Annotated in this window: 10 protein-coding genes; all 10 read left to right on the plus strand. The window is 59.0% G+C overall.

Features of this window, described 5'->3' with window-relative positions:
* The first annotated feature begins 63 nt into the window (after positions 1–63).
* The 10 genes from G6L28_RS01070 (at position 64) to G6L28_RS01115 (ending at position 15,139) form a co-directional block, all read left to right on the plus strand.
* Positions 64–1,200, plus strand: a complete 1,137-nt coding sequence (locus G6L28_RS01070; protein ID WP_174061923.1) for a class I SAM-dependent methyltransferase — start codon at positions 64–66, stop codon at positions 1,198–1,200.
* Complete coding sequence (locus G6L28_RS01075; protein WP_174061924.1) at positions 1,197–2,057, plus strand: TrmH family RNA methyltransferase; 861 nt, start codon at positions 1,197–1,199, stop codon at positions 2,055–2,057. Before G6L28_RS01070 ends, G6L28_RS01075 begins: the two co-directional genes overlap by 4 nt.
* Entirely contained in the window at positions 2,057–2,563 is a 507-nt protein-coding gene (gene lspA, locus G6L28_RS01080) for a signal peptidase II (RefSeq protein WP_174061925.1), read from the plus strand. The genes G6L28_RS01075 and lspA overlap by 1 nt, the downstream gene beginning before the upstream one ends.
* A gap of 70 nt (positions 2,564–2,633) precedes the next feature.
* The gene (locus G6L28_RS01085) at positions 2,634–4,913 is read left to right on the plus strand and encodes a PAS domain-containing sensor histidine kinase (protein WP_174061926.1); all 2,280 of its coding nucleotides are present in this window, start codon (positions 2,634–2,636) and stop codon (positions 4,911–4,913) included.
* Positions 4,914–5,010: 97 nt separating this feature from the next.
* On the plus strand, positions 5,011–5,892 hold the full coding sequence (locus G6L28_RS01090) for a GNAT family N-acetyltransferase (RefSeq protein WP_174061927.1): 882 nt from the start codon (positions 5,011–5,013) through the stop codon (positions 5,890–5,892).
* A gap of 234 nt (positions 5,893–6,126) precedes the next feature.
* Positions 6,127–8,778 carry a DNA mismatch repair protein MutS gene (gene mutS, locus G6L28_RS01095; RefSeq protein WP_174062031.1) on the plus strand — a complete coding sequence of 884 codons (2,652 nt, stop codon included), beginning with the start codon at positions 6,127–6,129 and terminating at the stop codon, positions 8,776–8,778.
* A gap of 142 nt (positions 8,779–8,920) precedes the next feature.
* A complete protein-coding gene (locus tag G6L28_RS01100; protein WP_174061928.1) occupies positions 8,921–11,752 on the plus strand; it encodes a [protein-PII] uridylyltransferase in 2,832 nt (943 codons plus the stop codon).
* Between the two features lie 7 nt (positions 11,753–11,759).
* Positions 11,760–13,361 (plus strand): murein biosynthesis integral membrane protein MurJ, encoded by a 1,602-nt coding sequence (murJ, locus tag G6L28_RS01105; protein WP_174061929.1) that lies wholly within the window; start codon positions 11,760–11,762, stop codon positions 13,359–13,361.
* Between the two features lie 94 nt (positions 13,362–13,455).
* Positions 13,456–14,520: a tryptophan--tRNA ligase gene (trpS, locus tag G6L28_RS01110; protein WP_174061930.1), complete on the plus strand. Its 1,065-nt coding sequence runs from the start codon at positions 13,456–13,458 to the stop codon at positions 14,518–14,520.
* Positions 14,521–14,647: 127 nt separating this feature from the next.
* Positions 14,648–15,139, plus strand: coding sequence for a universal stress protein (locus G6L28_RS01115; protein WP_174061931.1), 492 nt, complete (start codon positions 14,648–14,650; stop codon positions 15,137–15,139).
* Positions 15,140–15,305: the final 166 nt, after the last annotated feature.

Here is a 15,305-nt window from a genome sequence, read left to right on the forward strand (position 1 = left end):
AATCTTGTCGCTTGGTGATATGCGCTGATCGCAGAAGCATTGTTGCGCTCAGAAAGATTTCCGTTGAAGAAAAAAGATAGCCGTGTGGGGGGCAAGTCCCGCGCCGGACAGGATAACCGGCAAAAGACTACGGCGAGACCCGCTCGCCAAAAGGATGCAGCGCCGAAAAACCGCGCGCCGGATTACGTGCGCCCTGCCGCAAACGCGACGCCCAAGGAAAAGGTGAAGGCCAGTGCGCCCGCTATGGAGCAGGTGCCGCCACGCCCGCTGAAAACCCGAGAGGGTGCGCTGCCGACAGAACAGGTTCCGGTCATTCTGGAGTCGCTCGGTGCCGGAGATTTCCACCTGATCGACAGCGGCAATGGCTTGAAGCTGGAGCAGTACGGCGAATACCGGATCGTGCGGCCCGAGGCGCAGGCGCTGTGGCGTCCAAGTCTTGCCGAGCGGGTGTGGGAAAATGCCGACGCCCTTTTCACCGGTGATACTGACGAGGAGGGTAGTGGCCGCTGGCGCTTTCCCAAGCAGGCGCTCGGCGAAACATGGCCACTCTCGTTGCTCGGTGTCGATTTCCTTGGACGATTCACGTCCTTCCGACATGTCGGCGTGTTTCCTGAACAGATCGTTCATTGGGAATGGCTGAAGCAGACCATCGAGAAAGCTGATCGCCCCCTCAAGGTTCTCAATCTCTTCGGCTACACCGGCGTTGCCTCTCTGGTGGCCGCTGCGGCTGGTGCTGAAGTGACGCATGTGGATGCGTCCAAGAAAGCCATCGGCTGGGCGCGGGAAAACCAGCAGCTTGCCGGGCTTGACAGTGCGCCGATCCGCTGGATTTGCGAAGACGCGATGAAATTCATCCTGCGTGAAGAGCGGCGCGGCAATAGTTACGACATCGTCCTCACCGATCCGCCGAAGTTCGGTCGCGGTACCCACGGCGAGGTTTGGGATCTCTACGATCACCTACCGCTGATGCTGGACGTGTGCCGCGAAATTCTCTCTCCGAAAGCGCTCGGTTTCGTACTGACGGCCTATTCGATCCGCGCCAGCTTCTATTCGATGCATGAGCTGATGCGCGAAACCATGCGCGGGATGAGCGGCGAAGTCGCGTCCGGCGAACTGGTGATCCGCGAAGCGGGGCTCGATGGCAAAACGCCGGGCCGCGTGCTTTCAACCTCTCTCTTTTCCCGCTGGGTGCCGAAATGATCGATGATCGCCGCGAAAACAGACCGGGCCGGGTGGGGCAGGTCAAAGAGGTAACGAGCCTCGCAAACCCCATCATCAAGGACATCAAGAACCTGACGCAAAAGAAGGGCCGTGAAGAGAGCGGCACCTTCATGGCCGAAGGTCTGAAGCTCGTCATCGACGCTCTTGAACTGGGTTGGACGATCCGGACACTGGTCTATGCAAAAAGTGCCAAGGGCAAACCGCTGGTCGAACAGGTCGCGACAAAGACGGTCGCCTCCGGCGGCCTCGTGCTGGAAGTGACGGAGAAGGTTATTTCTTCCATCACCCGTCGCGATAATCCGCAGATGGTTGTCGGCATTTTCGAACAGAAATGGAAGCCGCTGAAGGATATCGTGCCGCAGGATGGCCAGACCTATATTGCGCTGGACCGGGTGCGCGACCCCGGCAATCTCGGTACCATCATTCGCACGGCAGATGCGGCGGGCGCTTCCGGCGTCATTCTGGTGGGCGATTGCACTGACCCGTTTTCGCTGGAAACCGTACGCGCCACCATGGGCTCGGTCTTTGCCATGCCGGTTGCGCGTGCATCGGTCGATGAATTTCTGAGCTGGAAGAAGAACGCGGGCGTCAGCGTCGTCGCCACCCATCTCGCCGGTTCGGTGGATTATCGCACGATCGACTACAAAAAGAAGCCGGTCGTGCTCCTGATGGGCAACGAGCAATCCGGCCTTCCGCCGGAACTGGCATCCAAGGCGGATCAGCTGGCCCGCATTCCGCAACAGGGCAGGGCGGATTCGCTCAATCTGGCGATTGCAAGCGCGGTGATGCTGTTTGAAGCGCGTCGTCACCTTCTCGAACTCGCACCGGTGAAATAATGGCCAAGGCTGCCCTGTTCTCCAAACCCGTTCCGGCCATCGCTTTCATTCTTCTGGCGCTTTTGACCGATCAGGTCGTCAAGCTTCTGGTGGAAGACTATCTGCCCCTGCAGGAAATGGTGCCGGTCGCGCCGTTTCTGGCGCTCTACCGCACCTATAATTTCGGTGTTGCCTTCTCCATGCTATCCGACATGGAGGGCTGGTTCATCGTCACCATGCGCCTCGTCATCGTCGGTTTCGTCATCTGGCTTTGGCGCAAGACGGATAAGGACCGTACCTTCGCCCATCTTGGCTTCGCGCTGATCATTGCCGGTGCCGCAGGTAATATCTTTGACCGTTTTCTCTATGGCCATGTCGTGGACTACATCCTGTTCCACACATCCACATGGTCGTTCGCCGTCTTCAATCTGGCGGATAGCTTCATAACCGTCGGCGCAGGTTGCGTCATTCTGGACGAGATATTGCAGGCAAGAGCTTCGCGCGGAAAGCCTCGGGCCGAGGAATAAAGCGAAACCGCTAAAATTCTAGCGTTTCAGCCAAGCCATTCAAAACCGCTGCCGTGGTAATGGTTATGGCATGAGCGATCTTGCGAGACTGAAAGACCAGCTTTCCGATGCCTTCGGTTCCACCGAGGCCGTTGACGAAGCTGTGGCTGCCGAGCACATCGACCAGACTTCCAAGCACCTCCCACCGCCGCTTCCATCGCGTCAGCCAGAACCCGCAACATCCAGTCTCCTGCATGGTTTCGCACTGCTTTCGGCTGGCGGCGCCGTCGCCTTTTTCTTTGCGAGCCTGTTGAACTACGATGCGGTCTTCGCGCTTTTATCCGCCTTTACCGGCCTGATCGGGCTGACCGGCTTTGCCCATGCCGCATGGCGCACCTCCGTTTCGCGCGGCAGGGACGTGCTTGAGGCAAAAACACAGGAAGAAAAGCAGAACCGCAACGCCGCCCTGATGGCCGAAATGCACGAGGCAATGGGCGATCTTGTTGTGACCCGTGACATGAACCGGCGCATTACTCACGCCAATGGCGTCTTTCGTGAGATGACGGGTTGTGCCGACCCCGAGGGCAAGGCTTGCGAGGATATCGGGATTGCCTTTCGCCCCGGAGGCAAACTGCATTGCTATGATTTGGAAATAGCCACACCCTTCGGGCAGCGCATTTTTAGCTGGCACGATGTCGTGACGCAGGATGTGTCCAGCAGCAAGCTGGTGATCAGCAGTATCGCGCGCGATGTGACAGACGAACGCGCAGCTCTCGTCAGCCGTGAGGAAGCGCGTGTCAAAGCGGAAAATGCCGATGCAGCCAAAGGGCGGCTTCTGGCGACGGTCAGCCACGAAATCCGTCTGCCGCTATCCGGCATTCTCGGCATGAACCACCTTCTGTCGCAGACCAGGCTCAATCAGGAACAGCGAAATTATCTCGATGGCATGCGCCAGTCGGGGCAGGCGCTGGTCCAGCTCGTCGAAGACCTGCTGGATTATTCGACTATGGAATCCGGACGTTTCCGGCTCAATCCACGTGCTGAGAACCTGCGGCAACTGATCGAGAGCGTCGTAGAGATGCTTGCGCACCGCGCCCATGAAAAAGGCGTCGAGATAGCGTCCTTCGTTTCGCCGGATGTGCCCGATTATCTGGACTTCGATCCCGCGCGGCTGCGGCAGGTGCTGTTCAACCTCATCGGCAATGCGGTGAAATTTACGGCGAATGGCGGTGTGCTGGTGCAGGCGGGAATGCGCGATGGTGAGATTTCCATTGCCGTCGAGGATACCGGCCCCGGCATGAACCGCGCTGAACAGGCCCGCATTTTCGGGGAGTTCGAGCAGGCGGGGTCGGCAAGCCAGCGCCGCGCAGGCACCGGTCTCGGTCTTGCCATTTCGGCCCGCATCGTGCGCGAATTCGGCGGCACACTGACCGTTGACAGCGAGCAGGGCAAGGGCAGCACCTTCGTTCTGAAATTTTGCCCCGAAGGCGCTGGACTGACCCAGCCAACGTCACGAACGGATACGCTGCGACAATCCCGAGTCCTGCTCCTCTCTCCGGCAGGTGTTGCTGCCAATGCGACGCTTAGCGCGATCCGGTCGCTGGGTGGTATCTGCCATCATTTTCCAGACGCGGCGGGTATCGAGCGACTTCTGGCCGAAGGCGCTCTTGCGGGATTGACCGATGTGATCGTGGACCATCGCGTCGCAACGGAGTTCAAGACGTTCCTGAAGGCATTGCCACCTTACCCGGCAACGCCGTTGCGGCGTATATTGCTCGTTAATCCCGAGGAGCGCGCTTCGCAGAAGCAGGACGATTTCGATGCATGGCTGATCCGGCCCTTGCGTGAGAAGTCGCTCGTGGATGTGCTGTGTGGTCGCCTGCGCGGCGTAGAACGGCGCGATGCGATCAACGACAATTATTCCGGTTTCGGATACTCCCCGCCGGTCGCTATACCCCATGATGGTTCAGGCGCCTGCCAACTCGATGTTCTGGTGGCGGAAGACGATCCGGTGAATGCTCGCATTATCCGTGCCGTTCTGGAGAGAGCGGGCTGCAAGGTCCGGCTGGTTTCGGATTTCAATGCGCTGTCGCAGGCGCTTTCGAATAGTGATGACCTCCCCGATCTCGTTATCTCCGACCTCAATATGCCGGGTGGTGAGGGGCTGGAGGTTCTGCCGGACATTTGCGCCTCACTAGCAAAATCCAAACCTGTGCCAGCCATCGTGCTCAGCGCAGATACGGCAGATGAAAGCCGCGCGACGTTGCTTGATTCGGGTATAGAGCTGGTATTGCCGAAGCCTGTAGAGCCGAAACGGCTTATCGAAGAAATATTGCGGCTGTTTCCGCAAAAACGCACGGGCCAGATTTAGCGTTACCCCAGGTCATCCAGGCGGCTAACTGTCACTGTTCTGTCGTCAAGAAGTGATTTATGACAGCCAGATTCAAACGGTGGCGGGGCGATTCTCCATGGTCACGGAAATTCTTGAGCGCGACGTTCGCGAACACACTCTCATCAATAAAGCTTTGCCGGCTGTCAAAAGGCGCGAAGACGACGTTTTCGGCCGCATTGGCTCGATGGAAACGCGTCTCGCCAAAAACGAGCGCGAAGTCGACGCTGCTCAGCAGTTGCGTTTCAAGGTGTTTGTCGAGGAAATGGGTGCAAGGCTGCCGGCAGACGCGATGTGGCGTGGACGGGATATCGATGCCTTCGATGCGATTTGCGATCATCTCCTCGTTCTGGACACCTCCATCGAAGGTGATCCGGAGGATCAGGTCGTCGGCACGTATCGCCTGCTTCGGCAGGACACGGCCTTTGCCAATAACGGTTTCTATTCTGCCAGCGAATTCGATATCGAAGGCCTGATAGCCCGCCATCCGGGCAAGCGCTTCATGGAGCTTGGCCGGTCTTGTGTGCTGCCGGAATACCGCACCAAGCGGACCATCGAGCTTCTCTGGCAAGGCAACTGGGCCTATGCCGTTAAACACAGAATGGACGCCATGATCGGCTGCGCTTCCTTTCCCGGTGTGCAGCCTGAACTCCACGCGCTCGCGCTTTCCTTCCTGCATCACAATTGCACGGTAAAGGGCGAGTGGTCGGCCAAGGCGATGCCGGAACTCTACCGCGAAATGGATTTGATGCCGGTCGAGGCCATCAATCCGCGCAGAGCGCTCAACGCCATGCCGCCGCTCATCAAGGCCTATATGCGCATTGGCGCCATGTTCGGTTCCGGCGCTGTGGTCGATCACGCGTTCAATACCACCGACGTACTGGTGGTGCTGCCGATTTCATCCATTGCCGGTCGCTACATCAATTATTACGGCGGCGAGGCAGAGCGCTTCAACGGGTGATAGTGCCCACGATTTCCGTCATGCTCGCGTTTGTATGGATGCAAAAGCCTTGGTGGACACTCAAACAAAAGCTTCCTGTGGGCAGGCGGGTTCCGTGTGTTGTCCTTATAAGGCAGGCTCTATAGTCTCTGCGCTCGTTTCCCGTAACGCAAAGCAGATACGATCAAGCCATTGACGGACGTTCATTCCACCGCCTCGCTGATTTCCGAAGAGAGCCGCGCATCGGCCACGCCGATGATGGAGCAGTATATCGAGATCAAGGCGAACAACCCCGGTTCGCTGCTGTTCTATCGCATGGGCGATTTCTACGAACTGTTCTTCGATGATGCGGTGGAGGCTTCGCGGGCGCTGGGCATTACGCTGACCAAGCGCGGCCAGCATATGGGGCAGGATATCGCCATGTGCGGTGTGCCGATCCATGCCGCAGATGATTATCTGCAAAAGCTGATCCAGCGCGGATATCGCGTCGCCGTCTGCGAGCAGATGGAGGACCCCTCCGAGGCGAAAAAGCGCGGCTCGAAGTCCGTGGTGCGGCGCGATGTTGTGCGGCTGGTGACGCCCGGCACGCTGACCGAGGAAAAGCTGCTTTCGCCGACGGAATCCAATTACCTCATGGCGCTTGCCCGCATTCGCGGCAGCGGCGATGCGCAATTCGCGCTGGCATGGATCGATATTTCCACCGGCGTTTTTCGCCTCGCCGAAACCACGCTGACGCGGTTGCTGGCCGATATCTGGCGCATCGATCCGCGTGAACTCATCGTTGCTGACAGCCTGTTTCACGATGATGAGTTGCGGCCCACATTCGATGTGCTTGGTCGTGTCGCCGTACCGCAGCCTGCCGTGCTGTTCGATAGCGCCACGGCTGAAGGGCGCATTGCACGCTATTTCAATGTCTCGACGCTGGATGGCTTCGGCACCTTCTCCCGCGTCGAGCTGGCCGCCGCCGCCGCAGCCGTCGCCTACGTGGAAAAGACCCAGATTGCCGAGCGACCGCCTTTGGGCGCGCCGGAGCGGGAAAGCTCCGCCTCCACTCTGTTCATCGACCCCGCCACCCGCGCCAATCTGGAACTGACGAAGACGCTTTCCGGGGAGCGCGATGGATCGCTGCTTCACGCTATCAATCGAACTGTGACAGGCGGCGGCGCACGGCTTCTGGCGGAGCGCTTGATGTCGCCGCTGACCGACCCGGAAAAGATCAATGCGCGGCTGGATGCGGTTGCCTATCTCATCGATGATGTCTCTTTGACCGATGGCCTGCGCGATGCACTGAAACATGTTGCGGACATGCCGCGGGCGCTGTCTCGTCTGGCGCTGGACCGGGGCGGCCCGCGTGATCTGGGTGCGATCCGTCAGGGACTGTCCGCCGCCGCGATGGTGGGCGATCTGCTGGATCAGGGGCTGTTGCCGGATGAACTGGCGAAAGCGCTGGCCGATTTGAAGGCGTTGCCCGTTTCGCTCGAAGCCACGCTGGCCGGGATGCTTGCCGATGAACTGCCTCTGCTGAAGCGCGATGGCGGTTTCGTGCGGGAAGGCTCGGATGCCGATCTGGACGAGGTGCGGGCGTTGCGTGACCAGTCGCGTCGCGTCATTGCCGGGCTGCAACTGCAATATTCCGAAGAGACCGGCATCAAATCGCTGAAGATCAAGCATAACAATGTGCTGGGATATTTCATCGAAGTGACGGCGGGTAATGCCGATGTGATGACGACGGGTGATGAGGCGAAGGCCCGCTTCATCCACCGCCAGACCATGGCGGGCGCGATGCGTTTCACGACGACCGAGCTTGCCGATCTGGAAAGCCGCATCGCCAATGCCGCATCGCAGGCGCTGACCATTGAGCTGCGTGCATTCGATGACATGGTGAAGGCCGTGGTGTCCCATGCGGAAGCCATCAAGGCAGGCGCACTGGCGCTTGCTGCGATCGATGTCGCAACCAGCCTTGCCTATCTCGCCGCCGAGCAGGCCTATTGCCGCCCAGCAGTGGATGGCTCGATGAGTTTCGCCATCAAGGGTGGACGGCACCCGGTGGTGGAACAGGCCCTGCGCCGCCAGTCCACCGGCCCGTTCATCGCCAATGATTGCAATCTATCCGCAGCGGGTGGCAACAAGAATGGCGCAATCTGGATGCTGACCGGCCCGAACATGGGTGGTAAATCGACCTTCCTGCGCCAGAACGCGCTGATCGCCATCCTTGCCCAGATCGGCTCGTTCGTGCCAGCTGAAACGGCGCATATCGGCATCGTGGACCGGCTGTTTTCCCGCGTCGGCGCGTCCGACGATCTGGCGCGCGGGCGCTCCACCTTCATGGTGGAGATGGTCGAGACGGCTGCGATCCTCAATCAGGCGACGGATCGCTCGCTCGTCATTCTGGACGAAATCGGCCGAGGCACGGCGACCTTCGATGGTCTTTCCATCGCTTGGGCAACGGTCGAACATCTGCATGAAGCGAACCGTTGCCGCGGTCTCTTCGCCACCCATTTCCACGAACTGACCGTGCTCTCCGAAAAGCTCGGGCGTCTTTCCAACGTCACCATGAAAGTGCGTGAATGGGAGGGAGACGTGATCTTCCTGCATGAAGTCGGTCCCGGTGCGGCCGATCGTTCCTACGGTATTCAGGTCGCGAAGCTCGCCGGTCTGCCTGCCGCCGTGGTGGAGCGGGCGCGTGAGGTTCTGAACCAGCTGGAAGATGCGGACCGGAAGAACCCGGCCAGCCAGTTGATCGACGATCTGCCTCTGTTTCAGGTGGCGGTGCGACGGGAAGAAGCGCGGTCTAACGGTAACTCAAAGGTAGATGAAGCACTAAAGGCGCTGAACCCGGACGAGATGACGCCACGTGAGGCGCTGGATGCGCTTTATGCGCTCAAGAAACAACTTGGCAACGCTTGAGCATTAGAGTTCTGTCCAGACCGCCTCAAAATCGCTATAGGGCTGTGACCAAGGCATGTTGCGCAAGGCCATATAACGGTTTTGCGATGAATACAGGCGGTTGGTTAGTGTAAAAGCCCGCACGGAATGGATATCGGCATCAATGGCTTCCAAGGATCTGAATTTTTCCGCACTCCTGAATGTCGCGGCATTGAAGCAGGAATGCGACCTTGTTTTTCAAGGTGACGGAAAGCGTGTCCTTGATGCGCGCTCGGAATTGTTGCCGATCTTCAAGAAGGCGAGTGCCCAAGGGCGTGAAAAGGCCCGCGAGCTGCTGGATTCCGAAGGTGGCGGCATCGACTGCGCGCGGCGGATTTCCTGGCTTCAAGATCGTCTGATAGAAGTTCTCTACGATCTTTCCTGCCAGCATGCCTATCCGAACGACGCGCCGCAGATCGCCATCACCGCTGTCGGCGGTTACGGTCGCGGGACGCTGGCTCCCGGTTCGGATATCGATCTTCTGTTCTTGCTGCCGGTGAAGAACACGCCGGAGATGCATAAGGCCATCGAATTCGTGCTTTATCTGTTGTGGGATGTCGGCTTCAAGGTCGGTCACGCCACCCGCACCGTGGATGAGTGCATAAAGCTTTCCAAGGCGGATATGACGATCCGCACCGCGATCCTCGAAATGCGCCACATTTGCGGCAAGCAGACCTTGGCGGACGAGCTGGAGCGCCGCTTCGAGGCAGAGGTCGTGACCAGCAGCAGCGGCCCGGAATTCATTGCCGCCAAGCTGGGCGAACGCGACCAGCGCCACCGCAAGGCGGGCGACACGCGCTATCTGGTGGAGCCGAACGTCAAGGAAGGCAAGGGCGGGCTTCGCGACCTGCACACGCTGTTCTGGATCGCCAAATATTATTACCATGTGCGCGATACCGCCGAACTGGTGAAGCTCGGCGTTCTGTCCCGCAGTGAATTGAAGCTATTCGAGAAGGCCGATGATTTTCTCTGGGCGGTACGCTGCCAGATGCATTTCATTACCGGCAAGGCGGAAGAGCGCCTGTCCTTCGATATCCAGCGGGAAATTGCCTCTGCCCTGAATTACCAGCCACGCCCCGGCCTTTCCGCCGTCGAGCGCTTCATGAAGCACTACTTCCTCGTCGCAAAGGACGTCGGCGATCTGACGCGCATTCTCTGCGCTGCACTCGAAGACCGGCAGGCGAAGGACGTGCCCGGCCTTTCCGGCGTACTCAGCCGCTTTGCCCACCGCCTGCGCAAAATCCCCGGTTCCTCGGAATTCGTGGAAGACCGTGGCCGCATCGCGCTTGCCAATGCCGATGTGTTCCGCAACGATCCCGTCAGCCTCATCCGCCTGTTCCATGTGGCCGATATCAACAATCTCGAACTGCACCCGGATGCACTGCGCGTCGTTACGCGGTCGCTGAGCCTGATCAATCACGAACTGCGCGAGAATGAGGAGGCCAACCGGCTTTTCATTGCCATCCTCACCTCCAAGCGCGATCCGGCGCTGACACTGCGGCGGATGAACGAGGCGGGTGTGCTTGGCAAGTTCATCCCCGATTTCGGCAAGATCGTCTCGATGATGCAGTTCAACATGTATCACCACTACACGGTGGATGAGCATCTGATCCGCTCCGTTGCGGTCCTTTCCGAGATCGAAAAGGGGCAGGCGGTCGACACACACCCGCTGGTCAATCAGCTGATGCCCGCCATCGAGGACCGGGAGGCGCTCTATGTGGCCGTGCTGCTGCACGATGTCGCCAAGGGCCGTCAGGAGGATCACTCCATTGCCGGTGCGCGTGTCGCGCGAAAGCTCTGCCAGCGTTTTCGCCTGTCCAGCAAGCAGACCGAGACGGTGATGTGGCTGATCGAGCAGCATCTCTTGATGTCGATGGTGGCACAGACCCGCGATCTGCACGACCGCAAGACGATCACGGACTTTGCCGACAAGGTACAGTCTATGGAGCGACTTAAGATGCTCCTGATCCTCACCGTCTGCGATATCCGCGCCGTTGGCCCGGATGTGTGGAACGGCTGGAAGGGGCAGTTGCTGCGCACGCTCTATTACGAAACCGAACTGCTGCTTTCCGGCGGTTTCTCGGAAAGCTCCCGCAAGGAGCGCGCCAAGATTGCCCGTCAGCGTCTCTATGATGCGCTTGAGGATTGGGGCCAGAAGGCACGGCGCAAGTACAGCAACCTGCATTACGATGCCTACCTCCTGTCGGTGGATTTGCAGGACCAGATCCGCCACACCCGTTTCCTGCGCGAAGCGGACAAGCAGGAAAAGGCGCTGGCGACCATGGTGCGCACGCATTCCTTCCACGCCATAACGGAGATTACCGTTCTCGCCCCGGACCATCCGCGCCTGCTGTCCATCATCACCGGCGCATGTTCTGCGGCGGGCGCGAACATTGCGGATGCGCAAATCTTCACCACGTCTGATGGGCGTGCGCTGGACACCATCCTCATCAACCGTGAATTCCCGATCGATGAGGATGAGACGCGCCGTGCCAACAACATCGGCAAGGTGATCGAGGAGGTTCTGGCGGGTAAGAAGCGGCTGCCGGAAATCATCGCCACGCGGACGAAAAGCCGCAAGAAGAGCAAGACCTTTAATATTCCGCCCTCCGTCACCATTTCCAACGGGCTGTCCAACAAGTTTACGGTTATCGAAGTGGAGTGCCTTGACCGGCCCGGGCTGCTCGCGGACATGACGGCGGTGCTGGCCGATCTGTCCCTGGACATCACGTCTGCCCGCATCACCACCTTCGGCGAGAAGGTGATCGATACCTTCTACGTGACCGACCTCTTCGGCCAGAAGGTGATGACCGAAAACCGCCAATCCAACATCGCCATGCGGCTAAAAGCGGTTATGGCAGAGCAGGAAGACGAACTGCGGGACCGTATGCCCTCTGGCATCATCGCGCATCCCGATGTTGCAGCACTTCCGGCTGCGCGTACCGCGAAGGCTTGAGAGCAGCATGGGTCTGATTGCAAAATTCGCAACCGTCGGCTCCGCGACGCTTGGAAGCCGCCTGTTCGGCTTCATGCGTGAAATGCTGATGGCCGCTGCCGTAGGCACAGGGCCGGTGGCGGATGCGTTCAACGCTGCCTTCCGCTTTCCCAATACCTTCCGCCGCCTGTTTGCCGAAGGGGCGTTCAACTCCGCCTTCGTGCCGCTATTTGCAAAGGAAATCGAGGCCAATGGCATGGAGGGCGCTCGCCGGTTCTCCGAGGAAGTTTTCGGCGTTCTCTTCACCGTGCTGATGGCGTTGACGATCCTGATGGAACTGTCGATGCCGTTTCTGGTGCGCACCGTGATTGCGCCCGGCTTCGTGGATGATCCGACCAAGTTTGAGAACACGGTTCACCTCGCCACCATCATGTTCCCTTATCTCGCATGTATGTCGCTGGCCGCGATGATGGGTGGCATGCTGAATTCACTTCACCGTTATTTTGCGGCGGCGATCGCGCCGGTGTTCCTGAACATCATCCTCATCGGCGTCCTGGGCTGGGCATGGTGGCAGAGCTACGATCCGCTTCAGGTCGGATACGCTCTGTCCTGGGGTGTCATGGCGGCAGGCTTCGTGCAGCTTGCCATCGTATGGGTCGCGGTGCGTCACGCAGGCATAAAGATCGGTTTTCGTCGCCCTAAATTGACGCCCAATGTCAAGCGGTTGCTGGTCCTTGCACTGCCTGCAGCCATCACCGGCGGCATCACGCAGATCAACCTCTTGATCAATACCAATATCGCTTCGGGCGGTGAGGGCGTCATTTCCTCGTTAGCCTATGCAGACCGTATCTATCAGCTACCCCTCGGTGTGGTGGGGATTGCGGTCGCCACTGTGCTGCTGCCGGAGTTGGCTCGCGCTTTGCGTGGTGGCCATCAGGTGGAAGCGGCAAATCTACAAAACCGCTCAGTAGAGTTTGTGTTATTCCTGACGCTGCCTGCCGCTGCGGCGTTGCTGGTGATGGCGGAGCCAATCGTCCGTTTTCTATACGAGCGGGGCAACTTTTCGCCGTCCGCGACGATCACCGTCGCACAAATCCTCGGCATTTACGGCCTTGGCCTTCCGGCGTTCGTGCTTATCAAGGCTTTTATTCCCGGCTTCTTTGCTCGGGAAGACACCCGCACGCCGATGATCTTCGCCGCGATTTCGGTCGTTGTGAATGTCACTTTGGCGCTCACCTTGTTTCCATCCTATGGCGGGCCGGGCATTGCAACAGCAGAAATCACAGCCGGTTGGGTCAACGCCGCCCTGCTATTCGGAATGCTTCTGTGGCGCGGTCACTGGACGATCGACATTCCGCTTTTAACACGCATTCCGCGCCTCATCCTGGCAGCAGGCATCATGGCGGTGGCGATCCACTATGCGCTTGGCTATCTGTCGCATGAACTCTCCTCCGCCTCCAATCTGGCGGTGCGCGCAGGCTCCATCCTAGGGCTCGTGTTCGGCGCGATGGTCATTTATTTTGGCGCAGCTTTTGCATCGGGAGGCGCAAGCCTCGGCATGGTCAAGCGCGGCTTGAAGCGTCGTGGAGCGAAAAAGGAAACTGAGGAAAGCCGTTCGGAAATCCCTTGATTGCAGTGGGTTCCGGGTGCATAAGCCCCTCCAAATCTGACACCCAATTCAACACGCGGGGCAAGGCCCTCCACAAGCCTTTTCGAGGATGATCATGAACGCATTCAAGCCGCTGGTTTTCTCCGGAGTCCAGCCGACCGGAAACCTGCATCTCGGCAACTATCTCGGTGCCATCCGCAAATTCGTGGCCTTGCAGGAAGACAACGACTGCATCTATTGCGTGGTCGATATGCACGCAATCACAGCACAGCTCGTCCATTCGGACCTGAAGGCGCAGACGCGGGCAATCGCCGCAGCCTTCATCGCGTCAGGCATCGATCCGGTCAAGCACATCGTCTTCAACCAGTCCGCCGTTCCGCAGCATGCCGAGCTTGCCTGGGTTTTCAACTGCGTCGCTCGCATCGGCTGGATGGAGCGCATGACCCAGTTCAAGGATAAGTCCGGCAAGAATGCCGAACAGGTTTCTCTGGGACTACTCGCCTATCCGAGCCTGATGGCGGCCGATATTCTTGTCTATCGCGCAACGCACGTACCCGTTGGAGACGACCAGAAGCAGCATCTGGAACTCGCGCGCGATATCGCCCAGAAGTTCAACATGGACTTCAGCGACCATATCCGCAAAGCAGGTCTTGGCCTCGACATCACTGTTGGCGACGAGCCGGTTCACGCCTATTTTCCGATGGTAGAGCCCCTGATCGGCGGCCCCGCACCACGCGTCATGTCGTTGAAGGACGGCACCAAGAAGATGTCGAAGTCCGATCCATCGGACCTGTCGCGCATCAATCTCATGGACGATGTCGATGCGATCTCCAAAAAGATCAAGAAGGCAAAGACCGATCCGGATGCGCTGCCGAGCGAGGTGGACGGCTTGAAAGGCCGCGCGGAAGCTGAAAACCTCGTCGGCATTTATGCTGCACTTTCAGACAAGACGAAAGCGGATGTACTGGCCGAATTCGGTGGCCAGCAGTTCTCCACGTTTAAGCCCGCGCTGGTAGACCTCGCCGTTAACGTACTGGCTCCCATCAACGGCGAAATGCGCCGTCTGCTCGACGATGTTTCTCACATTGACGCCATCCTGAAGGACGGCGGCGAGCGTGCGGGCGCCATCGCGCAAAAAACGATGGACGAAGTACGCGATATAATCGGCTTCCTGCGGTGATCTCTTGCCGCTCCTCCCATCAGAAGGGGCGGTTTTGCATTTCCCGAAATTGCTATAAGCTCCGCCGCGAACCGTCTGGCGCGGCGAAGCCGATCGCTCGAAAAATAGCGGAAACAGGGAGTATCGAATGGTCTCAAAACGGCTGTCGCGCATGGAAGGACACCGCCGGAAATTTCTGGCGGTCATCGATGGAACGCCGGAATGTGAAAAGGCCGTGCATTACGCTGGCCGTCGTGCGAAGAACTCCAATGGTGGTCTGGTCCTTCTGTTCGTGATCCCGGAAGGTGATTTCCAGCAATGGCTGGGCGTCGAGCAGATCATGCGCGCTGAGGCGCAGGAAGAGGCGGAAGCCTCGCTTGCCAAGGTGGCGCAGAAGGTCCGCGAGACGATGGGGATCGAGCCGGAGGCGGTGATCCGAGAAGGCAATGCCGCGGAGCAAATCCACGGCCTGATCGAAGAGGACCGCGATATCGCCATTCTGGTGCTGGCCGCCGGGTCCACCAAGGACGGGCCTGGACCGCTGGTGTCGTCGATTGCAGGTCGCGGTGCTGCCTTCCCTATCCCCGTAACCGTACTGCCGGATACGCTGACAGACGAAGAGATCGACGCACTTTGCTGACAGACCGCTTAGCCTTGTTGAAATTCATGTTCGGCACGGGCTTGGTGGATGAAAGGCAGAGTATCGGATTTCTTGAATGCGTTTATCATGTCAGGGCTTGAAGTCGTTCTTCGTCCGGCATATTTTGGAAGAATTCTAAATTACGAGGCGCCAGACTCTTGACCTC

It is taken from the genome of Agrobacterium larrymoorei, from assembly GCF_013322225.1.
GTDB lineage: Bacteria > Pseudomonadota > Alphaproteobacteria > Rhizobiales > Rhizobiaceae > Agrobacterium > Agrobacterium larrymoorei_A.

What these genes read in the sequence shown, in the direction of transcription:
- G6L28_RS01075 (WP_174061924.1), top strand. Translation starts at nt 1,197, where the DNA reads ATGATCGATGATCGCCGCGAAAACAGACCGGGCCGGGTGGGGCAGGTC.
- lspA (WP_174061925.1), top strand. Translation starts at nt 2,057, where the DNA reads ATGGCCAAGGCTGCCCTGTTCTCCAAACCCGTTCCGGCCATCGCTTTC.
- G6L28_RS01085 (WP_174061926.1), top strand. Translation starts at nt 2,634, where the DNA reads ATGAGCGATCTTGCGAGACTGAAAGACCAGCTTTCCGATGCCTTCGGT.
- G6L28_RS01090 (WP_174061927.1), top strand. Translation starts at nt 5,011, where the DNA reads ATGGTCACGGAAATTCTTGAGCGCGACGTTCGCGAACACACTCTCATC.
- mutS (WP_174062031.1), top strand. Translation starts at nt 6,127, where the DNA reads ATGATGGAGCAGTATATCGAGATCAAGGCGAACAACCCCGGTTCGCTG.
- G6L28_RS01100 (WP_174061928.1), top strand. Translation starts at nt 8,921, where the DNA reads ATGGCTTCCAAGGATCTGAATTTTTCCGCACTCCTGAATGTCGCGGCA.
- murJ (WP_174061929.1), top strand. Translation starts at nt 11,760, where the DNA reads ATGGGTCTGATTGCAAAATTCGCAACCGTCGGCTCCGCGACGCTTGGA.
- trpS (WP_174061930.1), top strand. Translation starts at nt 13,456, where the DNA reads ATGAACGCATTCAAGCCGCTGGTTTTCTCCGGAGTCCAGCCGACCGGA.
- G6L28_RS01115 (WP_174061931.1), top strand. Translation starts at nt 14,648, where the DNA reads ATGGTCTCAAAACGGCTGTCGCGCATGGAAGGACACCGCCGGAAATTT.